The sequence below is a fragment of the Sphingobium sp. WCS2017Hpa-17 genome (genome assembly GCF_031843765.1).
Classification (GTDB): Bacteria; Pseudomonadota; Alphaproteobacteria; order Sphingomonadales; family Sphingomonadaceae; genus Sphingobium.
Genome location: NZ_JAVTIV010000011.1, coordinates 63,507 through 86,063, shown reverse-complemented (window position 1 = coordinate 86,063; position 22,557 = coordinate 63,507). Strand labels below are relative to the sequence as shown.

The window sequence follows — 22,557 nt, the reverse complement described above, 5'->3', positions numbered from 1 at the left end:
TGGGATAGCAATGCGCGCGCATTATGGGGACAGGCACTTTCTCCTGTCCCAAGGACCATCATGCGCCGTCTTGCTGCCTGTTTTTCCGCCTGCCTTGCTCTCCTTTCCAGCCCCGTCGGCGCGGCGACACGCGAAGACGAGCAATTCTGGCTCAACCTGACCGCGATGGGCTCGATCAAGGACGAACTCGTCTACTTCGCGGAAATCCAGCCGCGTATCGGTGACGGCGTGTCGCGCGTCGACCAGTCGTTGTTTCGCGGCGCGCTGGGCTGGAAACTCTCGCCGACCATGACCCTCTATCAGGGCTATGCCCATGTCGTCGTGCCGATCGAGGGCGGCAAGGACATCAATGAAGAGCGCAGTTTCCAGCAATTGAGCTGGACGCTGGGCAAGCCATGGGGCGGCGAATTGTCCTCCCGCACCCGGCTGGAACAGCGCTGGCGGTCGGATGGCGATGACATGGGCTGGCGCCTGCGCGAGATGCTGCGCTATGAAAAGCCGCTCAAGCCCGACAGCGATGCGATCAACGCGCTGGTCTATGCGGAGGGGTTCGCCGCGCTCAACGACACCGATTGGGGCGCTCGCGCCGGCTTCGACCAGCTCCGCAGCTTCGTCGGCGCGGAGATCGGCCTGCCGGGCGCATCGACGCTGGAGGTCGGCTATCTCAATCAACTGGTCAACCAGCGCGCCGGCAACACGCGCGTCAATCATGTCGCGTCGGTCACGCTGTTCTTCCGGCACTGATGAACAGCAAGTGATTGTTTATAAAGACAAATAGGATTCCTGTGCGACAGCGTCACGCAAAGATGCAGAAAAACTCAAGCATTACAGCACCTTAAAATCACGAAATCCGAAACAACTGTCCAACTCGCTGTCGCAAAATGCGTTTAGCGCCCATTGTCCGCGATGATGTCCACGCTGGTCTTACCGCCCGGCGCATCGGTGAACAGGATGAAATAGGCGCTGCCATCGGCGCCGCGCGTCCCGCCCAGCACATGATCGCCGCCCATCACCTTATGCTCGCCGTCATAGCCGGCGCGGCGTGCCAGCGTGTAATAATAGTCCATCACGCCCTGACGCGGCGCCGGCGTCACGAAGCTTGCCGCGCGCAAAGTGCAGCCATCCGCCTGCGCGCCCGCCGCCTCGGTCAGCTGCGCACCGGGATAAAGGGTAAAGGGTTCGGGCAACCGCTGCGCCCATTCCATGCCGTAATTCAGCTTCTTGGCGCAATTGCCCTTGCCCGCGCCATCGCGGGCGACCGCGCCCAGCGTCACGGTGGAGGCCAATGCCTCACCCTGCGTCGCGGCAGGTGCGCTGAGCAGCTTACCTCCCGCCAGTTTCACCGCCTGCGCTTGCGCAGCGCCAGCATCACCGGGCAGTAGCGGGACCGCGGCATTGGTGGGCTTGTCGGCCGTGCGCACGGCATTGCGGTTGGACTGGCCCACCAGTTGCGGATCGACCACGATCGGATCGGCCAGCGCGCCCTTCAGCGCCGGGTCGGTCGCATTGTCGGTCAGTTGCGCGTCGAGCGACGCAAGGCTGGCCTCCTTGTCCCCTTTGCCACAGGCGGCCAACGCCAGAACAAGAGCCATCATGCCAACAGACCGGAAACGCGCCATCCTTCACTCCTTCGTAAACAAGTCCTGAAGAGCAGAGGTTAATTTTCCGTTAGGACTTTTGGTGAATCTGCCGATTTTTGTGCAGATAGCCAGTGATGATCGACTGGCCTTGTCCCACTGTCTTGATCCGGGACAGATGAACGGCCATGGTCGGCCCTATGCTCAATATCCTGTCAGGCTTTATCGGCCTTGTCACCCTTGTCCTCATGATCCCGGCGGTGTTTCCGTTTCTGGGGGCGCTCAACTGGATCTTGATCCCGCTGGCGCTGTTCGGCGCCTTCATCGGCCTGATGTCGTCGAAGAAGGGCGGTCAGAATTTCTGCCTGATTGTGGCGGCCTTCGGTGCGCTGCGCCTGTTCCTGGGCGGAGGCATTTTCTGACACAGGATCATCTCGAAGCGCGCAAGGGATTGTTGGCGGCGCTGGGTGCCTATGGCCTGTGGGGCCTGTTGCCGCTCTTCTTCCGCCTGCTGCATCATGTCGACCCGGTCGAGATCGTGACCCAACGCATCCTCTGGTCGCTGCTGCTGATCCTGGCGATCCTTGCCGTGCGTAAGGGGATAGCGCCCTTCATTGCGGCGCTGCGCGACCGGCGGCTGGTCCTGCCGCTCGCGGGCTCGGCGATCATGATCGGCATTAACTGGCTGACCTATGTCTGGGCCGTCAATGAAGGCCATATCGTCGCTGCCAGCCTCGGCTATTTCCTCAATCCGCTGGTTAATGTGACGCTGGGCGTGCTCGTGCTCAAGGAAAAGCTGCGGCGGCCGCAGATGCTGGCGATTGCGGTCGCATCGGTCGGCGTCGCCATCCTCGCCGCCTCGGCGCTGACGACCCTCTGGATCAGCCTGTCGCTGGCCTTCAGCTTCGCCTTCTATGGCCTGCTGCGCAAATTGACGCCAGTCGCGCCGATGACCGGGCTGGGCGTGGAAACGGCGCTGCTGACGCCGCTCGCGATAGCCTATCTCCTCTGGGAACTCAGCCATGGCGGCACCGGCTTCGGGCAGGACGGGCCGACCACGGCGCTGCTCATCATCTCCGGTGCGGTGACCACCGTGCCGCTGGTGTTGTTCGCCATGGCCGCCCAACGCCTGCCGATGGCGACGCTGGGGCTGATGCAATATCTGGCGCCTACGCTCCAGTTTTTGAGCGGTGTCCTCCTGTTCGGCGAGAAGCTGAGCGGTGGGCAGATGGCCAGCTTCGGCCTGATCTGGGTCGGCCTCATCCTCTTCGCCAGCGACGGCATCGCCACCGCGCGGCGCAGCCGGATGGCAGCGGCATAAGGCTTGGCTAAATGCCGTGTCGCTCCTACTTAGGGGCCATGACTGGCACGACCCTGACCGACCGCGCGATCCTGAGAATTTCCGGCGAGGAAGCGAGGCCCCTGCTTCAGGGACTGCTGACCCGCGATGTCCTGAAACTGACGGAAGATCAACCGCGCTGGACCGCGCTGCTGACGCCGCAGGGCAAAGCGCTGTTCGACTTCATCCTGTGGGCGGATGGCGACGATGTGCTGATCGACTGCGAAGCCGCGCAAGCTGATGCGCTCGCCAAAAGGCTGACCCTCTATCGTCTGCGTCGGAAAGCCGTGATTGCGCGTGAGGACAGCCTGGCCGTGCATTGGTCGCTGGCTGCGTCCGATCGTCCGCTCGACCCGCGCCTCGCCGCGCTCGGCTATCGCTGGCTCGCGCCAGCCGATGCCGGTGACGCCTCGGCCACCTTCCGCGCCCATCGCCTGTCGCTCGGCATATTCGAGGGCGCAGGTGAACTGGGGCAGGACCAGACGCTCTGGCTGGAAACCAATGCCGAAGAACTGCACGGCGTCGATTACGACAAGGGCTGTTATGTCGGGCAGGAAAACACCGCCCGCATGCATTATCGCAACAAGGTGAACCGGCGGCTGATCGCGGTCCCGCTGGCGCAGGCCGACGAAAAACGCCAGCGCGCCGCCCTGCCCGACCTTGGCCTCTCGATCGAACTGCACCGGGTGGAATCGCTCGATCCCGCCACCCTGCCTGCCTGGCTTGCCTCCGCGATCAAAGATCAGGCCGCCGAATGAAGCGCATCCTGCTGGCGCTCGCCTGCGCCTTCACCCTGACCGCGCCGGCCGCCGCCGACACGCGCTGGACGCTGGTAAAAACCTATCCTCATGACGCTTCGGCCTTCACCGAAGGGCTCTTCTATCTGGACGGTGACCTTTACGAAAGCACCGGGCTGGAAGGGCAATCCGAAGTGCGCAAGGTCGCGCTGAAAACCGGCAAAGTGCTGCAAAGCCGGGTCATCGAACCACCCTATTTCGGCGAAGGCGTCGTCAACTGGCAGGATCGGCTTGTCAGCCTGACCTGGCGCCATCGCAGGGGTTTCGTCTGGAATCTGAAGGATTTCACGCCCATTTCCGATTTTCGTTATGAAGGCGAAGGATGGGGCCTGACGCAGGATGGACGGAGCCTTATCATGAGCGATGGCACCGCCCAGTTGCGCTTCCTAGACCCGGACAACCTGGCCGAACAGCGCCGCATCACCGTCACATGGAATGGGCGGGCGGTCGAACGCCTCAACGAACTGGAATATGTGCGCGGCGAGATCTGGGCGAATATCTGGTACGACACCCGCATCGCCCGTATCGATCCCGCGACCGGCGCGGTGATCGACTGGATCGACGTGGCCCCCCTGCGCAAGGCGGCGGGCGTCACCGACAGCGAAGCGGTCGCCAACGGCATCGCCTATGACGCGGAAAAGGACCGCGTCTTCATCACCGGCAAGAACTGGCCGAAACTGTTCGAGATCAAGGTGGAGCCCAAGCCCTAACCGCGCGGCTCGTTGCCATGCAGCTTTGCCCAGAGCGCGGCGGTTCCGGCCTCCTGCGCGCGGGTGGTGAACTGGGCGGCGATCAGCCAGCCCTTGATCGGGCGCAGCGGCAATATCGCGGTCAATATCAGCACCGGCACACCCACGGCCAGATGCACCCACAGGCCCGGTCGCGCCATGATCTCCAGCATCACGATGAACACCACGCCCGGCACGCAAGCAAAAAGTTGCACAAACACGGCGGGGCCATCGGCTGGATCGGCAAAGCTATAGTCCAGCCCGCACACCTCGCAATGGTCACGCACGGTCAGAAAACCGGTGAAGATATGCCCCTCGCCACAGCGCGGACAGCGGCCCATCACGCCCGTTTCATGCGCCGGCCGCTTCTTCCACGCCCTGCCATTCTGGTCGATCCAGTGGGTTTCGCTCGTCTGTTCCATATCGCCTCCAGCCATCCTCCCCATGTCGTATCGGGACCGCACTTATCAACTGCGCCTTTTGTCCTACCCTCGACTACGCCCAAGGCTGGCCTTTCCATGCACAAAGCGCTATCGGCGCGGCAATCCTTCTTTCCGATCTTGTAAGGCAGTCAAATGGGTTTTCGTTGCGGTATCGTCGGCCTCCCCAATGTGGGCAAGTCCACTCTGTTCAATGCGCTAACCGAAACGCAGGCGGCGCAGGCGGCCAACTATCCCTTCTGCACGATCGAACCGAATGAGGGCCGCGTCGCCGTGCCCGACGACCGGCTCCATACGATCGCCAAGATCGGCGGCAGTGCGAAGATCATCGAAACGCAGCTCAGCTTCGTGGATATCGCCGGCCTAGTGCGCGGCGCGTCGAAGGGCGAAGGGCTGGGCAACCAGTTCCTCGCCAATATCCGCGAGACGGACGCCATCGTCCATGTGCTGCGCTGCTTCGAGGATGGCGACATCACCCATGTCGAGGGCAAGGTCGATCCCATCGCCGACGCCGACACTGTCGAAACCGAACTGATGCTGGCCGACCTCGAAAGCCTGGAAAAGCGCGTCCCCAACCTCGCCAAGAAAGCGGCGCAGGGCGACAAGGAAGCCAAGGCCGCCGCGTCGGTGCTGGGGCAAGCGCTCGAGCTGCTGCGCGACGGCAAGCCCGCCCGCCTGACCGTGCCCAAGGATGTCGAGGAAGAACGTCTTTTCGCACAGGCGCAGTTGCTGACATCCAAGCCCGTCCTCTATGTCTGCAATGTCGAGGAAGAAAGCGCGGCCACCGGCAACGCCCATTCGGCCCGCGTGTTCGAAAAGGCCGCAGCGGAGAATGCCAAGGCCGTGATCGTGTCTGCCGCGATCGAGGCGGAACTCATCACCATGCCGATTGAGGAGCGCGCCGAATATCTCGAAGCGCTGGGCCTGACCGAAGCCGGCCTCGCCCGCATCATCCGCGCCGGCTACGAATTGCTTGGCCTCATCACCTTCTTCACGGTCGGCCCCAAGGAAGCCCGCGCCTGGACCGTGGCCAAGGGCAGCAAGGCGCCGCAGGCCGCAGGCGCAATCCACACCGATTTCGAAAAGGGCTTCATCCGCGCCGAAACCATGGCCTATGCGGACTATGTCCAGTATAACGGCGAAGCCGGTGCCAAGGAAGCGGGCAAGTGGCGCTCCGAAGGCAAGGAATATGTCACGCAGGACGGCGACATCATGCTGTTCCGTTTCAACGTCTGACCGCCGATGGCGCTGCGCCTTGGCCAGATACCTGCGCAGCGCAAGGCAGCATTCCCGCCCAGCGTCGATGCCAATACGCGCGTGCTGATCCTGGGAAGCCTGCCCGGCGATGCGTCGATCAGGCAGGGCGAATATTATGCCCATCGCGGCAACGCCTTCTGGGATTTGCTGGGCGATGTTCTGGATGAAGATCTGCGGGGCCAGCCCTATGCCATGCGGCTGAAACGGCTGCGGACCCGCGGCGTCGGCCTATGGGACGTGATCGAAAGCGCGGAACGGCCCGGCAGTCTGGACAGCAGCATCAAGGGTGCGGAATTGCGCGACCTGGGGTTGTTCGTGGACCGTCTGCCTGCACTTCGGGCGATCGGCTTCAACGGGAAGACGGCCAGCCTGCACGGGCGGCGACAATTGGGCGATCGACCGGGCCTGACGCTCATCGACCTGCCTTCGTCCAGTGGTGCCTATGCCAGCCTGTCGCGCGAGGCGAAGAAGGCGGCCTGGATGGCATTACGCGCGCCGCTCGCATAAAGCCTACCAAAACGTCACTTTACCGTCATGGCATCGCTGCTAAGCGACTTTTATTGCACAGAGCAAAAACAAGAGTCGCCATGTTGATCCGTAATCTCGCCTCCGCCCTTCTCGCCGTCACCGCGCTCAGCGGCTGCGTCACCGTCGAAACGCAGCGCACCGCTCCAACGGCGCAGATGGAGCAGCGCGCGCCGGTGACCCTGCTGGTGTCGATCGACGGCTTCCGCCCCGATTATCTGACCCGCGGCGTATCCCCCAATCTCAACGCGCTGGCGGCAGCGGGAGTTGAGGCGTCGATGCGTCCGTCTTTCCCGACCAAGACCTTCCCCAATCATTGGGCGATCGTCACTGGCGACCGCCCCGATCGCAGCGGCATCGTCGCCAATAATATGGAAGATGAGAGCCGGCCCAAGGACAAGTTTACCATGGCCAGCGACGACCCCTATTGGTGGAACGAGGCCGAGCCAATCTGGATCACCGCCGAGAAGCAGGGCGTGCGCACCGCGACCATGTTCTGGCCCGGTTCCAACGTCGCCTGGGGCGGCACCAAGGCGGCGGAATGGCCCTATACGATCAGCAACGGATCGCGCCCCAGCGACTGGGCGCAGTTCAATGAAGCGATCAGTCCGACCCAGCGGGTGAATGGGGTACTCGATGTGCTGCGCCGTCCAGTCGCGATCCGGCCGCGCTTTGTGACCCTCTATTTCGATGAAGTCGACACCGCCGGCCATGTCAACGGGCCGGACGCGCCACAGACGACGCAGGCCGTCGCCGACGTCGATGCGCATATCGGCGAACTGGTCGCAGGCCTGAAGGCGATGGGCCAGAGCGCCAACATCATCATCGTGTCCGATCATGGCATGGCCGCGAAGGCGAACGATCGGGTGATCGCGATCGACAAGATCGCCGATCCGGCCGACTATCGCACCGTCGAAGCCGGCCCCTATGCCAGCCTGGCCGCCATTCCCGGCCATGAAAAGGCACTGGAAGCAGAGCTGTTCAAGCCGCGCGATCATATGCAATGCTGGCGCAAGAGCGAAATTCCGGCCCGTTTCCATTATGGCACGCATCGCCGCATCCCGCCCTATTTCTGCCTCGCGGAAACCGGCTGGGTATTTCAGGCCACCACCCCGTCAAAACCCATTACGGGCGGCGACCATGGCTGGGACGATCGCGCGCCAGAAATGCAGGCCTTGTTCATCGCCAACGGCCCGGCCTTCGATACCAACTTCCGCCCTTCGCCCGACTTCACCAATGTCGACGTCTATCCTTTGCTGGCCCGTCTGCTGGGCGTGACGCCCGCCGCGTCGGACGGTAACGCCGCGGTGTTGCAAGGGTTGGTAAAGCCCTGACATTGACGTAAACGGAAAGCGAGCCTACATCCTCATCCGTTGCAAGTGGAGACGGATGAGGATGGAAGACATAGTCTATTTCGAGGATCTCGCGGTCGGCGATGGATTCGATTTCGGCCCGCTCACCGTTTCGCGCGAGGAAAGCATCGCCTTTGCCGCCGAGTTTGATCCGCAGCCCTTCCATCTGTCGGACGAGTCTGCGGCGACCACCCATTTCGGGACGATCTCCGCCAGCGGCTGGCATACTACCGCTCTGTTCATGAAAATGTTCGTCGCAGAGATGCAGAAGCATCCGGGGCGGCAGGCGGCCAGCCTTGGGGCGATGGGCGTGGATGAACTGCGCTGGCTGCGTCCGGTCCGGCCCGGCGACACGTTGCGTGGGCGGAGCGAAGTGATCGACAAGAAAGCCTCGCAAAGTCGCCCGGAAATGGGGATTGTCCGTAACAAGGTGACGATCTTCAATCAGGACGACAAGGCCGTCCTGACCATGATCCCGATCGCGATGTGGCGGACCCGACCCGCCTGAAACGACCTATTTTCGGCCGAAAAGCTTCTCGATATCCCCATGCCCCAGCTTCACCCAAGTCGGGCGACCATGGTTACACTGGCCCGAGCGCGGGGTGACTTCCATTTCGCGGAGCAGGGCATTCATTTCCGCGACGCTCAGCACGCGGCCTGCGCGGACGGAGCCGTGGCAGGCCATGGTCGCGGCGACGAGATCGAGTCGCTCCTTCAACGATAGCGCACTGTCATAGGCAGCCAGATCGTCGGCCAGATCCGTGACCATGCCTTGCACGTCGGACTGGCCAAGCATGGCAGGCACGGAACGGACCAGCATCGCCGAGGGACCGAAGCGCTCCAGATCGAGGCCGAATTCCTTGAGTTCGGCGATCCGCGCCTCCAGCCGGTCGCAGGCCGTTTCCTCCAGTTCGACCACCTCGGGCAGCAGCAGCGCCTGCGACGCGACCCCCTGCCCCTCCATCGCGCGGCGCATCCGCTCCAACGTCAGCCGTTCATGCGCCGCATGTTGATCGACGATGACAAGGCCATCCTCCGCCTCCGCGACGATATAGGTGCGCGCCACCTGCCCGCGCGCGACGCCGAGCGGGAAGCTGTGGCCTTCCGGCGCTGGTGCGGCGGCCGGTTCGGCGCGGGCCTGCGGCGGGGGTGTGATGAAGGAGGTGCGGCGGTCGGCAAAGGACGAAGGCGCGAACTGGTTGTAGCTGGGTGGTGGAGAAGCGCCCGCCGCCTCGAAGATCGGCATAGACCCGATCGGCGTGGGCGAAATCGGCTCAGGCTTCCAGGCCGACAGGGCCGCCGGATCGGCATTCTGCACCGCGCGGAAGCCTTCTGAATCCAGCGCCCGGCGCAGGCCGGACACGATCATGCCCCGGATCAGTGCCGGATCGCGGAAGCGCACTTCCGTCTTGGCGGGGTGGACATTGACGTCCACCTCCAGCGGCGGAACGTCCAGGAACAGAGCCACGACCGGATGGCGATCGCGCGCCAGCATGTCGGCATAGGCGCCGCGCAGGGCGCCGATCAGCAGACGGTCGCGCACAGGACGGCCATTGACGAACAGATATTGATGATCGCCCACGCCCCGATTGTAGGTGGGGAGCGAGGCTACGCCGGACAGTTGCACGCCGTCCCGCTCCAGGCTGACGATCACATGATTGTCGGCCAGCGCCCGGTCGGTCAGCGCGGCCACCCGCTCCTCGCGCGCTTCCCCGCCCTGCACGCCCAGCACCCGGCGCCCGTCATGCTCGACCGAAAAAGCGACCGAGGGATGTGCCATTGCGAGACGGCGGATGATGTCGAGGCAGGCGGCATATTCCGCCTTGGCCGTACGCAGGAACTTGCGCCGCGCCGGTACCTTCCCAAATAGCTGTTCCACGGCAACGCGGGTGCCGGGCGGAAGCGCTGCCGGCCCCTCCGATACCAGTTGCCCGTTGTCCACGGTGCGGTTCCAGCCATCGGCCCCTCGCGGTCGGCTGTCGATCGACAAGCGAGCGACACTGGCGATGGACGGCAGCGCCTCCCCCCGGAAACCCAAAGTGGCCACATTTTCAATGGCATCATCCGGCATTTTGGACGTGGCATGCCGTTCCAGCGCCAGCGCCATGTCGGACGAATCCATGCCGCAGCCGTTGTCGCTGACCTCGATCCGGTCCAGCCCGCCATTGGACAGGCGGATCGCGATGCGAGTCGCAGCCGCGTCCAAAGCGTTTTCGACGATCTCTTTCAGCGCGCTGGCGGGTCTTTCGACCACTTCACCGGCAGCGATACGATTGACCAGATGTTCGGGCAGACGGCGTATTGACATTGATTAGTGACTAGCCCAAGCGAGCGCTTTCCGCGAGCCGCGAACCCAAATTTTTTGCACTGCAAGGCGCAAGGAAGCTAAGGTTAACGGCAGGAGCAGAAACAGCTTTCCGACCGGTCCCCCTTGTCGCGTCGCGGGGACGGCGGGCGATACAGGATAAGGCATGTCGATCTTCTCGCGTCTCTTCAAATTCTCCTCGCAGGATATGGCTATCGACCTCGGCACTGCCAATACGGTGGTCTATGTGCGTGGTCGTGGCATCGTCCTAAACGAACCTTCGGTCGTAGCGGTCGAGACATTGAACGGCGTGAAGCGCGTGAAGGCGGTCGGCGTCGATGCCAAGCTGATGATGGGCAAGACCCCGGATTCGATCGAGGCCATTCGCCCGCTGCGCGATGGCGTGATCGCCGACATCGACGTCGCCGAACAGATGATCAAGCATTTCATCACGAAGGTGCATGGCGGCAAGCACAGCCCTTGGCGCGCGCCTGAAATCGTGATCTGCGTGCCGTCGGGTTCCACCAGTGTCGAACGCCGCGCCATCCGCGACGCCGCCAGCAATGCCGGTGCTTCGCAGGTCTTCCTGATCGAGGAACCCATGGCCGCCGCGATCGGCGCCGATATGCCGGTGACCGAACCGATCGGTTCGATGGTCGTCGACATTGGCGGCGGCACCACAGAAGTCGCAGTGCTCTCGCTCCGTGGCCTGGCCTATACGACGTCGGTCCGCGTCGGCGGCGACAAGATGGACGAAGCGATCGTCTCCTTCGTGCGCCGTCACCACAACCTGCTGATCGGCGAAGCCACGGCCGAGCGCATCAAGAAGCAGTTCGGCGTCGCCCAGCCGCCCGAAGACGGCGTTGGCGAAACGATCCACATCAAGGGTCGCGACCTTGTGAACGGCGTGCCCAAGGAAATCTCGATCAATCAGGGGCAGATTGCCGACGCGCTGGCGGAGCCTATCAGCACCATCGTCGAAGGTGTCCGGATCGCCTTGGAAAATACCGCGCCTGAACTGGCCGCCGACATTGTCGATCAGGGCATCGTCCTGACCGGCGGCGGCGCGCTGCTCAAGGGGCTGGACGATGAGCTCCGCGACGAGACGGGCCTGCCCGTCACCATCGCCGAAGATCCGCTGACCTGCGTCGCCATTGGCACGGGCCGCGCTATGGAAGACCCGATCTTCCGGGGCGTGCTGCAAACCGCCTGATCGGGAAGGACGCTTAGATGGCGCGGCCAGCCAGCCGACGCCCCGGTATCAACCGGAAGGCGCAATATAGCCTGTTCGCCAGCTATGTCGTGGCGGTGACCGGTGCGGCCATTGGCCTGCTGCTGGTGGTGGTCGCAATCTTCGACCCCACCGGCTTCGCCGCCATTCGTGTTGCTACGTCAGAGATCAGTCGGCCCGTTTCCAATGCGCTGAAAGGCATGGTGAGCGGGGTCGGATCGGTCGATGAGGTGCTGGCCGCCTATTGGCGCGCCGGATCGCAGAATATCGCGCTGCGCCGGCAGGTCGAGGCAGACCGCAATCGCATCATTGAGGCCAAGGGCGTCGCGCAGGAAAATGTGCGGCTGAAAAAACTGCTCAAACTGGTCGATTCGGACGCCAGCGAAGTGCTGACCGCGCGCCTGATCGCCTCCTCCGCTACCAGCGCCCGGCGCTTTGCGCGGCTGAACGCAGGACGGTGGCAGGGCGTACGGCCTGGCATGCCCGTGCGCGCGCCGGAAGGCCTGATCGGCCGTATTCATATTACCACGCCCAACAGCGCCGAAGTGCTGTTACTCACCGACACGAGCAATATCGTGCCTGTCCGCCGCGCCAATGACAGCATCCCGGCCATTTCGACGGGTCTTGGCGACGGATCGGTCGAGGTGCGCGCGTTGACAGCCGGCCGCAACCCCTTCAAGCCGGGCGACCTGTTGGTAACGTCGGGCATCGGCGGCGTTTACCAACCCAACATCCCAGTCGCCGTCGTCGTTCGCGCGCAGGGCGAAATCGCCTATGCGGTCCCGCTGGCCAATCCGGCCCGCGTCGATGCAGTCGTGGTGGAACGCGCGTTCGAGGATGCAGTCACCCGCCCCGGCCCGGCGCGCGCCGGCGTGGCGGACGAAACAGCAGCCAGCAACGTCGCCCAGCCATGATTGATCCGCACCTATATCATGTCCCACGGCTGGGGCGGCACCCATCCCGCTTCCGGCTGGCGGGCACGCCGATCATCACCGTATTGCTGGGCTCCTGTCTGACCGCCCTGCCGATCATCGCCCAGTCACCGGTCATGCCCCCCTTTGGCCTTTTGCTGCTCCTCGCCTGGCGGTTGTTGCGCGCGGATCTCTGGCGCGCGTGGATTGGCCTGCCGCTCGGCTTGTTCGACGATGTCATGAGCGGCCAGCCGATCGGATCAGCCATGTTCCTGTGGACCGTGGCGCTGATCGGCATAGACACGATCGAACATCGCATGGTGTGGCGCAGCTATCGTCAGGACTGGCTAATCGCGACCCTCGCCATTATCTTCTGCATCTCCGGTGGCCTGTTTTTCACACGGATCACGGGTGGAGGTAATGTGACGCTTTTCCTGGTCGCGCCGCAAATGGTCTGGACGATATTGCTGTTTCCCTTCGTTGTCCGCCAGTGCGCGCGGATCGACCGCTGGCGCGTGATGGCATGAAGTTTTCTTTCCCCAAGCGCAAGATCGTCACCGAAGCCACCCAATCCTTCACCTTCTCGCGCCGTGCGATGGTGGTCGGCGGATTGCAGGGCGCGATCGGCGCGGTGCTGGTCGGGCGCATGGCCTGGATCAGCGTGGTCCAGAACGAGAAATACAGCCTGTTGTCGGAAAGCAACCGCGTCAACCTGACGCTCATTCCGCCGCGCCGGGGCTGGATCATCGACCGCAATGGTCGACCGCTGGCGAATAATCGCACCGACTTCCGTGTCGACCTGATCCCGCAGCGCATGGTGGATGCCGAAGCGACAATCACCCATCTGGCCCAGTTGCTCAAGCTGGAGCCGGACGATGTCGATCGCATCCGCGAGGATCTGGAGAAATCCGCAGGCTTTCGCCCGGTGCAGGTCGCCGACAAGCTGACCTATGACCAATATGCCGCGATCAGCGTGCGCCTGCCCGACCTGCCTGGGGTTGCGCCGAGCCAGGGCTTTTCGCGTCACTATCCCGCCGGTGCGACGGTCGGCCATTTGCTGGGTTATGTCGGTCCGGCGACCGCCGAAGACTATAAGGCGCGGCGTGATCCGCTGCTCATCACCCCCGGTTTCAAGGTCGGCAAGGATGGGCTGGAAAAGGCGTTCGATCGCCATTTGACCGGCAAGCCCGGTGCCAAGCGGGTCGAAGTGACGGCGCGGGGCAAGATCGTGCAGGAATTGACGACCCGCACCGACACGCCGGGGCGCACGATCAAGCTGACCATTGACGCGGGCTTGCAGGAATTTGCCGGACGGCGGCTGGCCACCCAGAGCGGGTCCGTCGTGGTGATCGACTGCCATAATGGCGACGTGCTGGCACTGGCATCCATGCCCAGTTTCGACCCGAACAGCTTTTCCGACGGCATCAGCCATCTGGAATATGAAATGCTGTCGAAGGACGATCATGTTCCTTTGCGCAACAAGACGTTGCAGGGGCTGTATCCCCCCGGTTCGACGGTGAAGCCGATGGTTGCGCTGGCGCTTCTGGAGGCTGGCATAGGTCCGCAAGAGACTGTGAACTGTCCCGGCGCGATCCGTGTCGGCAACACGCTGTTCCATTGCCACAAACGGCGTGGCCATGGCCCGCTCAACATGCGTGGCGCGATCGCCCAGAGTTGCGACATCTATTTCTATCAGATGGCTCAGCGCATCGGCATGGACCGGATCGCCAGTATGGCGCGGCGCGTCGGCATGGGCCAGAAGTTCGACCTGCCCTTTCCCAGCCAGAGTTACGGCACAGTGCCAGACCCGGCGTGGAAGGAACGGAAATATAATCAAAAATGGCAAGTTTATGACACGGTGAACGCTACCATCGGTCAGGGCTATATGCTGATCAACCCGCTACAGATGGCGGTAATGGCAGCGCGGCTGGCGACCGGCAAGCAGTTGATGCCCAACTTCATCTTTGGCGCGCCAAGGCCCGATCCGGCTTCGGTCGGGGCGAGTGAAGAGCATCTGGTGGTGATCCGCGACGCCATGAATGCGGTGGTCAATGGCGGCGGTACGGGCGGCGCAGCGCGCAGTTCCATTCTCGGCGTCATGGTGGCGGGCAAGACCGGCACCGCGCAGGTGCGGCGCATCACCATGGCCGAACGCGCCGGCGGTGTGCGCGGCAACAGCTCTCTGGCATTCAAGCTGCGCGACCACGCCCTGTTCCAGGGCTTCGCGCCGTTCGACAATCCGCGTTATGCCATCGCCTGCATCATCGAACATGGCGGTCATATGATCCGGAACGAGGACGCTCCGATGATCGCCAGCGACACGCTATCTTACCTGTTCGACCCGGCCAAAGCGATGGAGAAACTGGAAACGCTAGAGAAAGGCTGGGGCGGGACGCCAACCGAGCGGCAGGCACGTCAGATGGCGTCTTTCCGCATTGCCAAGGCGATCGAGAAGGGGCAGGTGCCACCGCCAGCGGACAGCGCGATGAATGCGGCGGGCGGGAATGCATCTGCACCGGCTGCGTCGCAGCCCATTCCCGCAGCGGCGGAGGAAGATGATGTTCCGCCGCCCGCCAACAGCACGGCCGCGCCATGAGCATCGTTCCCAAGCCCCTGACCGAGTTCCCCTGGCGCATCCTGGCGCTGCTGCTGGCCATCGCCGGCTTCGGTACGATCGTGCTCTACAGCGCAGCAAGCGGCAGCATCTTCCCCTGGGCCGTCAATCAGGCGGTACGTTTCTGCATCTTTTCCGCCATGGCCCTGGGCCTCAGCCGCATTCCCGTCGAGGTCTTCGCCCGCTTCGCTTTTCCCGCTTATGGCGCAGTGCTGATCGCGCTGTTTCTGGTGGAACTGATCGGTGGGGTCGCCGGTGGCAGTCAGCGCTGGATCAACCTCGGCTTCATGCAGCTGCAACCATCGGAGTTTATGAAACCCATCATCGTTCTGACGGTCGCGCGCTTTTATGCGATGCTGCCCGTGGGCGAGATAAGGCGGTGGAACGCCATCTGGCCTGCGCTGGTGCTGATCGGCCTGCCGTTCATGCTGGTGCTTGTGCAGCCCGATCTGGGCACCGCGACGATGATCGCAGCGGGCGGCGTGACCGTCATGTTCCTGGCCGGCCTGCCGCTACGTCTGTTCGTCGGCACGGGGCTGGCCGGAGCGGCACTGATTCCGATCGCGTTCAGTTTCCTGCATGACTATCAGAAGAACCGCGTGCTGATTTTCCTCGATCCCGAGAGTGATCCGCTGGGCGCGGGCTATCATATCAGCCAGTCGAAGATCGCGATCGGATCGGGCGGGATCTGGGGCAAGGGCTTCCTGAAAGGCTCGCAAAGCCATCTGGACTATCTGCCGGAAGGTCATACCGATTTCGTCTTCGCTACCATGGCTGAGGAATGGGGCCTGCTCGGCGGCACGATGCTGATCCTGGCCTTCATGCTACTGTTCCGCTGGGGCATTCGTGTATCAATGCGCACGCAGGACAAATTTGCGCGCATGGCGGCAGCCGGCCTGACCACGACGGTCTTCTTCTATGTGGCGATCAACCTGATGATGGTGATGGGGCTGGCGCCAGTGGTGGGCATTCCCCTGCCCTTCATGTCCTACGGCGGGTCGTCGATGCTGACCGTGATGCTGTGCGTGGGCATCATCATGGCGATCGACCGCGCCGGGAAGCGTCGCGCCGGCACGGGAAATTGGCGATAAATCAGCCGCCTGTGAAAAAATTTTGTCATAAGGCGTTTTACTATTTGCAGAATCACAAGCGGCTGCTAACAGCCCGCCACGCCGGAGCGCAAAGCCGCCCCAGCATGGACGCATAGCTCAGTTGGTAGAGCAGCTGACTCTTAATCAGCGGGTCCTAGGTTCGAGCCCTAGTGCGTCCACCAAATCCCTTATTGATAGCGTTCTTCGCCGACGCATCCGTCCGGCAGGATAATTCGCACATATGTGCGTGGATGCTTAAACCGTCGTTCACACAGCCTCTCTTAAAACCGCAAGCGGCAGAAGGGCCAATGCCCTCACCATGTGATAGGGATCAAGGGTAGGCTTTATGAATGCATTCACATCGACTTCCGGAATTTTCCTTCTGGCGGCTCTTTGCACATCGGTCACGCCCGCTGCGGCACAGACAGGCGATGCGACCAAGGGCAAGGCCGTGTTTGCACGGTGTGCACTCTGCCATGATGTAAAGGCCGGCCCAAAGAAGATGGGCCCTTCGCTTGACGGCCTGTTTGGCCGGACGTCCGGAACCATGGCCGGCTTTACCTATTCGCCGGCCATGCAAAAGGCGAAGATCAAGTGGGACGCCAAGAGCCTGGATGCGTTCCTGACCAAGCCCACGGGACTTGTGCCGGGCAATCGCATGGCTTTTGCCGGTCTGCCCAATGCCGTCGATCGGGCCAACCTGATCGCTTATCTGGCGACCGCTACCAAATAGGGCGCGATCAGATACCCCCCGCCGTCACGACCCAGCCGCCGCGTTCCAGCGCGGCGCTGAGGTCGGCGGCGGAGGCAGTGAGCATTGCCGCATCCGTCGAACGAATCACGAAATTGGCGCCGGTGCGGCCTTCTCGGAAAAACGGATAGCTACCGATCTGGCAGCCTTCATAGGCCCGCTCGGTGGCGGCCAACAGGTCGGCAATCTCGCTTTCCGCGACCCAGCAACCGATCGTTACCGACTGAAGCGGCAAGCCGCCTTCCAGTTGGCCGGTCAGGCTGTCGAGCATGCCAGCGGTAATGGAGGGCACCCCGGCCATGATGAAGATGTTGCCGTGGCGGATGCCTGGCGCGCCGGACATGCGATTTTCGATGAGGGCGGCTCCAGCGGGTACGCGTGCCATGCGCAGCCGCGCTTCGGTCAGGCCGCCGCGAGTCTCATAATAGCCTGACAGGATCGCGCGCGCGCCTTCGTGGATTTCCACGCCTACGCCCAGTGCCGCCGCGATGGCATCGACGGTAATATCATCATGGGTGGGACCGATACCGCCGGTGGTGAAGAGGTAATCGTTGCGGCTACGCAGCGCATTCACCGCCTCGACAATGGCGTCCTGAACGTCCGGCACCACGCGCACTTCACGGAGGCGAATGCCCTGTACTCCCAGCCAAATCCCGATCTGGCTGACATTCCTGTCCTGGGTGCGGCCAGAGAGGATTTCGTCGCCGATGACAATCAGCGCTGCGGTCCAGATGCGGGTAGGATCGGCCATGGCCAGCCCATAGCCTGCCCCGTCCGCCCTGCCTAGCCGCCCTCTCGCATTATCCCGTCTCTGCGCCTATAAATGCGGCATGACCGAATATATGACGATGACGGCGGACACGCCGACCACCCGCTCAACCGCGATCAAGCTGTATGACGAATCCGGCTTTGCCGGCATGCGCAAGGCAGGACGCCTCGCTGCCGAGATACTGGACGCGCTGGTGCCGCATGTGGTGCCGGGCGTAACCACCGGCGAACTGGACGATATCGTCCGTCGCATGACGCTGGATGGCGGCGGCGTGCCGGCGACACTGGGGTATCGCGGTTATACCCATAGCTGCTGCATTTCGCTCAACAATGTCATCTGCCATGGCATCCCGGGCGAATATAGACTGAAGGATGGCGATATTCTGAATATCGACGTCACGCCGCTCGTCGATGGCTGGCATGGCGACACCAGCCGGATGTTCATCGTCGGGGAAGCCGCGATCAAGGCGCGGCGCCTGGTTGAAGTCACCTATGAATGCCTGATGCTGGGCATCGAGCAGGCCAAGCCCGGCAATCATCTGGGCGACATCGGCTATGTGATCCAGCGCCATGCCGAAAAGCATCGCTATGGCGTGGTGCGCGATTTCTGCGGCCATGGCCTGGGGCAGGTTTTTCATGACAGTCCGGAGGTCGTGCATATCGGCCGGCCCGGCACCGGCCCCGAATTGCGTCCCGGCATGTTTTTCACGATCGAACCGATGATCAACATCGGCAAGCCGGGCGTGAAGATGCTGGACGATGGCTGGACCGCCGTGACGCGCGATCGCACCCTGTCTGCCCAGTTCGAACATAGCATCGGCATCACCGAGACGGGCTGTGAGATATTTACCAAAAGCCCCGCTGGTTTCAACTGCCCGCCTTATTCGCTCTGACCATCGGATTGCTGCTTAAAAAACAGGCAACCCGTCATGATATTGCCCGGAATTCGGGCAATATGGACAAAGATTGCTGCATCGCCGAAAGCATGTCCTAGCGATTCGCCATTTGGCACGGTAATTGATTGTTAAGGGGAACGGCGCCTGCCTTGGGGGGCATGACGATCGTTCCTTGAAGGAAAGACGGATGCAGGTCGCGCCTGCATTCCGAACGTGCGTCATGGGTTGGGATTACGAGTGATGAAAAAGATCGAAGCGATCATCAAGCCGTTCAAGCTGGACGAGGTGAAGGAAGCGCTCCACGAAGTGGGCGTGTCCGGCATCACCGTCACCGAAGCCAAGGGCTTTGGCCGCCAGAAAGGCCATACAGAACTCTATCGCGGCGCCGAATATGTCGTCGACTTCCTGCCTAAGGTGAAGTTGGAAGTCGTGGTCGACGACGCCATGGCCGAGCGCGTGGTGGAGGCGATCAGTTCAGCCGCACAGACCGGCCGGATCGGCGACGGCAAGATCTTCATTTCGGCGATCGAGGGCGCGGTGCGTATTCGCACCGGCGAACGGGACAGCGACGCGATCTGATTTTTAACGGGTTCTCGCCGGCTCGCAGGGGGAAGACCTTCGGGGGCCTTGGCGGACGCATATCAACCTACCCCTTCGGGGGGGTATTATGAAAGAAGGGCAAGTTCACATGGCCAACACGCCAAAAGACATCCTGAAGATGATCGAGGAAAAGGAGATCGAATGGGTCGATGTCCGCTTCACCGATCCCAAGGGCAAGTGGCAGCACCTGACCATGGTGTCGAGCGTGCTGGGCGAAGATGAACTGACCGACGGCCTGATGTTCGACGGTTCTTCGATCGAAGGCTGGAAGGCGATCAACGAATCGGACATGATCCTGAAGCCCGATCTGGACGCCGTCTATGTCGATCCGTTCAGCGCCACCCCGATGCTGATCCTGTTCTGCGACATCGTGGAACCCGACACCGGCGAACTTTACGCTCGTGACCCCCGTTCGACCGCGAAGCGCGCCGAGGCCTTCGTCAAGTCGGCCGGTTTCGGCGACACCGTCTATGTCGGCCCGGAAGCCGAATTCTTCATGTTCGACGACGTGCGCTTCGAAAATGATTATTCGCAGAGCTACTTCAAGATCGACGACATCGAACTGCCGACCAACACCGGCAAGGAATATGAAGGCGGCAACTTGGGCCACCGCCCGCGCGCCAAGGGCGGCTATTTCCCCGTCGCGCCGGTCGATCCTGCAACCGACATCCGCGCCGAAATGGTCACCACCATGCTGGAAATGGGCCTGCCGTGCGACAAGCATCACCATGAAGTCGCCGCCGCGCAGCACGAACTGGGCCTGACTTTCGGTACGCTGGTGCAGACCGCCGACCGCATGCAGATCTATAAGTATGTCGTGCAGATGGTCGCCCAAGCCTATGGCAAGACTGCAACCTTCATGCCCAAGCCGATCGCGCAGGATAATGGTTCGGGCATGCACACCCATATGTCGATCTGGGACGGCGGCAAGCCGCTCTTCGCCGGCGACGGCTATGCCGGCCTGTCCGACATGTGCCTCTACTTCATCGGCGGCGTCATCAAGCATGCCAAGGCCCTGAACGCCTTCACCAATCCGACCACCAACAGCTACAAGCGCCTGGTGCCGGGCTTCGAAGCCCCCGTTCTGCTGGCCTATTCGGCGCGCAACCGCTCGGCATCCTGCCGTATTCCCTACGGTGCGGGCACCAAGGCGAAGCGCGTTGAGTTCCGCTTCCCCGACGCGATGGCCAACCCCTATCTCTGCTATTCGGCGCTGCTGATGGCGGGCCTCGACGGCATCGAGAACAAGATCCATCCGGGCGCCGCGATGGACAAGAACCTGTACGACCTGCCACCCGAAGAGCTGAGCCAGGTGCCGACCGTCTGTGGTTCGCTGCGTGAAGCGCTCAACAGTTTGGAAGCCGACTATGAGTTTCTGCTGAAGGGCGACGTGTTCACCAAGGACCAGATCGATGCCTATATCGAGCTGAAGTGGCCCGAAGTGTATCGCTGGGAAATGGCGCCTTCGCCGGTCGAATTCGACATGTACTACAGCGCCTGATCCTTCGTTCAGGACTGAAATCGGGGAGGCCCGGTCGCAGTATGCGGCCGGGCCTTTTCCTTTGGGCATTCAGCGCCCACATGAGGCGGATGACGCTTGCCTCCCTCCGCCTCACCCATCCCATCATCCAGGCGCCCATGGCCGGCGTATCGACCCCGGCCATGGCGGCGGCCGTGAGCGAAGCGGGGGGATTGGGATCGATCGGCGTGGGCGCTGTGGATACGGCAAGGGCGCGTGAGATGATCGACGCCGTGCGGGCGCTGACGAGCCGGCCGTTCAACGTCAATCTGTTCGTTCATGCCCCTGCCCGACCGCAGCCGGAGGTTGAAAGGCGCTGGATCGACGCTCTGACACCCGTCTTTGCCAGTCATGGCGCGACACCACCCACAGCACTGCGGGAAATCTATCGCAGCTTTGCGCAGAATGACGCAATGCTGGAAATGCTGATCGCGGCGCGGCCGGCAGTCGTCAGCTTCCATTTCGGCCTGCCTGGTACCACGGCCATCACTGCCTTGAAGGCGGCGGGCTGCCTGCTTCTGGCCAGCGCGACCAATCTGGACGAAGCGCTGGCGGCCAAGGCTGCCGGGGTCGACGCCGTGGTGGCGCAGGGCATAGAAGCCGGCGGGCATCGCGGCATGTTCGATCCCGATGCGCCGGACGCGGAATTAGGCGTGCTACCGCTGACCCGCCTGCTGGTGGCACAAGCGAGCCTGCCTGTCATTGCAGCAGGCGGGATCATGGATGGACGCGGGATCAGGGCGGCGCTGGACCTGGGAGCCGTGGCAGCCCAATTGGGTACCGCCTTCATCGCCTGCCCGGAAAGCAGTGCGGACGATACCTATCGCGCAGCCCTGTTCAGCCCAGCGGCGCATCAGACACTATTGACGCGAGCGATATCAGGCCGGCCAGCTCGCTGCCTTACCAATCGCTTTACCCAATGGGGCCTGGAGACTGGCCTGCTCATTCCAGACTATCCGATCGCCTATGACGCCGGGAAAGCGCTCAATCAGGCCGCCAAGACGGCAGGTGAAGGTGGCTATGGCGCGCAATGGGCGGGACAGGGTGCTCCATTGGCGCGTGTGTTGTCGGCGGCCGATCTGATGAAACAGCTGGTCGCGGAAATGCAGGAAGCTGGTGCGTGACGCCCTTGTTCCTGCGACAGCGAGTTGGACAGCTGTTTGGCGATGTTACGGCCGGCGATCGGGAATAGAAGCCCCGAAAAGCAGCACCGGCTCACCCGGCGGAGACAGGGCGATTTCGCCGCCGCTTTCGATCACCATCTGACGGATCATCCAGGCAGCGGCGGTACGGGAAGCCAGTCCCTCGATTGGCAGAGTGCCGGCCAGCGCACCGCGCAGGTCAGGATCGAGCACGACCTTCGGCCCTTCGCCACGCACGACAATCTCGGTCAGGCCAGGCCGCTTTTCCGCACCGATATCCAACTGGCCGCCGCGCACCAGCGCGTCGCCGGCAATCAGCGCCAGATTAAGCAATATCTTGGCCGCCAGCTTGTCGAGCATCTGTTCCTCAACCAGCCAGCCAACCTTCACCCGGCCGGCAGTGGCGAACATGCCTTCGATCGCGACCTTGGCCTCATGCGGCGGGACGGCGTCGCCGAAGCCGCCGGCAGAGCCGAAGGCCAGGCGGAAGAATTTGAGCTTGTTGGCCGACGTCTTCGCACTGTCGGCCAGCAGGTCCAGACAGCGCTGACGCATTTCCGGGTCGGTTTCATCCGCCATCAACTCCAGCCCGTTGTTGAGCGCACCGACCGGGCTGAGCAAATCATGGCACAGACGCGAGCAAAGCAGGCTGGCAAATTCGATACTGTCGGTCGGATGGGTCATGCGGATCAGGGTCGCCTGATTAGGAGGAAA

General features: G+C 62.7%; 24 protein-coding genes and 1 tRNA gene. 20 read left to right on the top strand and 5 right to left on the bottom strand.

Annotated features, from left to right (window positions below; all coding sequences use genetic code 11):
- Window positions 1-60: 60 nt before the first annotated feature.
- Window positions 61-744, top strand: coding sequence for a DUF2490 domain-containing protein (locus tag RQH62_RS15750; RefSeq protein WP_311269681.1), 684 nt, complete (start codon window positions 61-63; stop codon window positions 742-744).
- Between the two features lie 143 nt (window positions 745-887).
- On the opposite strand, the gene RQH62_RS15745 is transcribed toward RQH62_RS15750, so the two are convergent.
- Window positions 888-1,619, bottom strand: coding sequence for a hypothetical protein (locus RQH62_RS15745; protein WP_311269680.1), 732 nt, complete (start codon window positions 1,617-1,619; stop codon window positions 888-890).
- A 158-nt stretch (window positions 1,620-1,777) separates the two neighbouring features.
- On the opposite strand from RQH62_RS15745, the gene RQH62_RS15740 reads away from it, so the two are divergent.
- Genes RQH62_RS15740 through RQH62_RS15725 form a run of 4 tightly spaced genes read left to right on the top strand, consistent with a single transcriptional unit; the run spans window position 1,778 to window position 4,423 of the window.
- Window positions 1,778-1,999, top strand: a complete 222-nt coding sequence (locus RQH62_RS15740) for a hypothetical protein (RefSeq protein ID WP_150426082.1) — start codon at window positions 1,778-1,780, stop codon at window positions 1,997-1,999.
- A gap of 29 nt (window positions 2,000-2,028) precedes the next feature.
- Entirely contained in the window at window positions 2,029-2,898 is an 870-nt protein-coding gene (gene rarD, locus RQH62_RS15735) for an EamA family transporter RarD (protein ID WP_405053559.1), read from the top strand.
- Window positions 2,899-2,936: 38 nt separating this feature from the next.
- Complete coding sequence (locus RQH62_RS15730) at window positions 2,937-3,674, top strand: folate-binding protein (protein ID WP_311269678.1); 738 nt, start codon at window positions 2,937-2,939, stop codon at window positions 3,672-3,674.
- Complete coding sequence (locus RQH62_RS15725; RefSeq protein WP_311269677.1) at window positions 3,671-4,423, top strand: glutaminyl-peptide cyclotransferase; 753 nt, start codon at window positions 3,671-3,673, stop codon at window positions 4,421-4,423. The genes RQH62_RS15730 and RQH62_RS15725 overlap by 4 nt, the downstream gene beginning before the upstream one ends.
- On the opposite strand, the gene RQH62_RS15720 is transcribed toward RQH62_RS15725, so the two are convergent.
- Window positions 4,420-4,863 (bottom strand): DUF983 domain-containing protein, encoded by a 444-nt coding sequence (locus RQH62_RS15720; RefSeq protein ID WP_405053558.1) that lies wholly within the window; start codon window positions 4,861-4,863, stop codon window positions 4,420-4,422. The genes RQH62_RS15725 and RQH62_RS15720 overlap by 4 nt on opposite strands.
- A gap of 153 nt (window positions 4,864-5,016) precedes the next feature.
- Here RQH62_RS15720 and ychF point away from each other — a divergent pair, with 153 nt between their 5' ends.
- The 4 genes from ychF to RQH62_RS15700 all read left to right on the top strand — a co-directional run bounded on the left by ychF (window position 5,017) and on the right by RQH62_RS15700 (window position 8,523).
- The gene (gene ychF, locus RQH62_RS15715; protein ID WP_311269676.1) at window positions 5,017-6,117 is read left to right on the top strand and encodes a redox-regulated ATPase YchF; all 1,101 of its coding nucleotides are present in this window, start codon (window positions 5,017-5,019) and stop codon (window positions 6,115-6,117) included.
- A gap of 6 nt (window positions 6,118-6,123) precedes the next feature.
- Window positions 6,124-6,645 (top strand): DNA-deoxyinosine glycosylase, encoded by a 522-nt coding sequence (locus tag RQH62_RS15710; protein WP_311269675.1) that lies wholly within the window; start codon window positions 6,124-6,126, stop codon window positions 6,643-6,645.
- Between the two features lie 80 nt (window positions 6,646-6,725).
- Window positions 6,726-7,997: an ectonucleotide pyrophosphatase/phosphodiesterase gene (locus RQH62_RS15705; RefSeq protein ID WP_311269674.1), complete on the top strand. Its 1,272-nt coding sequence runs from the start codon at window positions 6,726-6,728 to the stop codon at window positions 7,995-7,997.
- Window positions 7,998-8,058: 61 nt separating this feature from the next.
- Window positions 8,059-8,523: a MaoC family dehydratase gene (locus RQH62_RS15700; protein WP_311269673.1), complete on the top strand. Its 465-nt coding sequence runs from the start codon at window positions 8,059-8,061 to the stop codon at window positions 8,521-8,523.
- A gap of 6 nt (window positions 8,524-8,529) precedes the next feature.
- On the opposite strand, the gene mutL is transcribed toward RQH62_RS15700, so the two are convergent.
- On the bottom strand, window positions 8,530-10,323 hold the full coding sequence (gene mutL / locus RQH62_RS15695; RefSeq protein ID WP_311269672.1) for a DNA mismatch repair endonuclease MutL: 1,794 nt from the start codon (window positions 10,321-10,323) through the stop codon (window positions 8,530-8,532).
- Between the two features lie 163 nt (window positions 10,324-10,486).
- Between mutL and RQH62_RS15690 the strand changes: the two genes are divergently transcribed.
- The 7 genes from RQH62_RS15690 (at window position 10,487) to RQH62_RS15660 (ending at window position 16,900) form a co-directional block, all read left to right on the top strand.
- Window positions 10,487-11,533, top strand: coding sequence for a rod shape-determining protein (locus RQH62_RS15690; RefSeq protein ID WP_024019606.1), 1,047 nt, complete (start codon window positions 10,487-10,489; stop codon window positions 11,531-11,533).
- 17 nt (window positions 11,534-11,550) lie between these two features.
- A complete protein-coding gene (gene mreC, locus RQH62_RS15685; protein WP_311269671.1) occupies window positions 11,551-12,465 on the top strand; it encodes a rod shape-determining protein MreC in 915 nt (304 codons plus the stop codon).
- Window positions 12,462-12,989 (top strand): rod shape-determining protein MreD, encoded by a 528-nt coding sequence (gene mreD, locus RQH62_RS15680; RefSeq protein ID WP_311269670.1) that lies wholly within the window; start codon window positions 12,462-12,464, stop codon window positions 12,987-12,989. Before mreC ends, mreD begins: the two co-directional genes overlap by 4 nt.
- A complete protein-coding gene (gene mrdA, locus RQH62_RS15675; protein ID WP_311269669.1) occupies window positions 12,986-15,058 on the top strand; it encodes a penicillin-binding protein 2 in 2,073 nt (690 codons plus the stop codon). Before mreD ends, mrdA begins: the two co-directional genes overlap by 4 nt.
- Complete coding sequence (gene rodA / locus RQH62_RS15670; RefSeq protein ID WP_311269668.1) at window positions 15,055-16,167, top strand: rod shape-determining protein RodA; 1,113 nt, start codon at window positions 15,055-15,057, stop codon at window positions 16,165-16,167. Before mrdA ends, rodA begins: the two co-directional genes overlap by 4 nt.
- 106 nt (window positions 16,168-16,273) lie before the next feature.
- Window positions 16,274-16,349, top strand: a tRNA-Lys gene (locus tag RQH62_RS15665).
- Window positions 16,350-16,513: 164 nt separating this feature from the next.
- Window positions 16,514-16,900 (top strand): cytochrome c family protein, encoded by a 387-nt coding sequence (locus RQH62_RS15660; RefSeq protein WP_311269667.1) that lies wholly within the window; start codon window positions 16,514-16,516, stop codon window positions 16,898-16,900.
- 7 nt (window positions 16,901-16,907) lie between these two features.
- Here the strand turns inward: RQH62_RS15660 and RQH62_RS15655 are convergent, their stop codons facing one another.
- A complete protein-coding gene (locus tag RQH62_RS15655) occupies window positions 16,908-17,669 on the bottom strand; it encodes a molybdopterin-binding protein (RefSeq protein WP_311269666.1) in 762 nt (253 codons plus the stop codon).
- A 79-nt stretch (window positions 17,670-17,748) separates the two neighbouring features.
- On the opposite strand from RQH62_RS15655, the gene map reads away from it, so the two are divergent.
- The 4 genes from map to RQH62_RS15635 all read left to right on the top strand — a co-directional run bounded on the left by map (window position 17,749) and on the right by RQH62_RS15635 (window position 21,825).
- The gene (map, locus tag RQH62_RS15650; RefSeq protein ID WP_311269665.1) at window positions 17,749-18,579 is read left to right on the top strand and encodes a type I methionyl aminopeptidase; all 831 of its coding nucleotides are present in this window, start codon (window positions 17,749-17,751) and stop codon (window positions 18,577-18,579) included.
- Between the two features lie 243 nt (window positions 18,580-18,822).
- A complete protein-coding gene (locus RQH62_RS15645) occupies window positions 18,823-19,161 on the top strand; it encodes a P-II family nitrogen regulator (protein WP_056693865.1) in 339 nt (112 codons plus the stop codon).
- 109 nt (window positions 19,162-19,270) lie between these two features.
- Window positions 19,271-20,683, top strand: coding sequence for a type I glutamate--ammonia ligase (glnA, locus tag RQH62_RS15640; protein ID WP_311269664.1), 1,413 nt, complete (start codon window positions 19,271-19,273; stop codon window positions 20,681-20,683).
- A gap of 89 nt (window positions 20,684-20,772) precedes the next feature.
- Window positions 20,773-21,825, top strand: coding sequence for a nitronate monooxygenase (locus RQH62_RS15635; RefSeq protein WP_311269663.1), 1,053 nt, complete (start codon window positions 20,773-20,775; stop codon window positions 21,823-21,825).
- Between the two features lie 45 nt (window positions 21,826-21,870).
- Here the strand turns inward: RQH62_RS15635 and RQH62_RS15630 are convergent, their stop codons facing one another.
- Entirely contained in the window at window positions 21,871-22,527 is a 657-nt protein-coding gene (locus RQH62_RS15630; protein ID WP_120250019.1) for a histidine phosphotransferase family protein, read from the bottom strand.
- Window positions 22,528-22,557 lie beyond the last annotated feature (30 nt).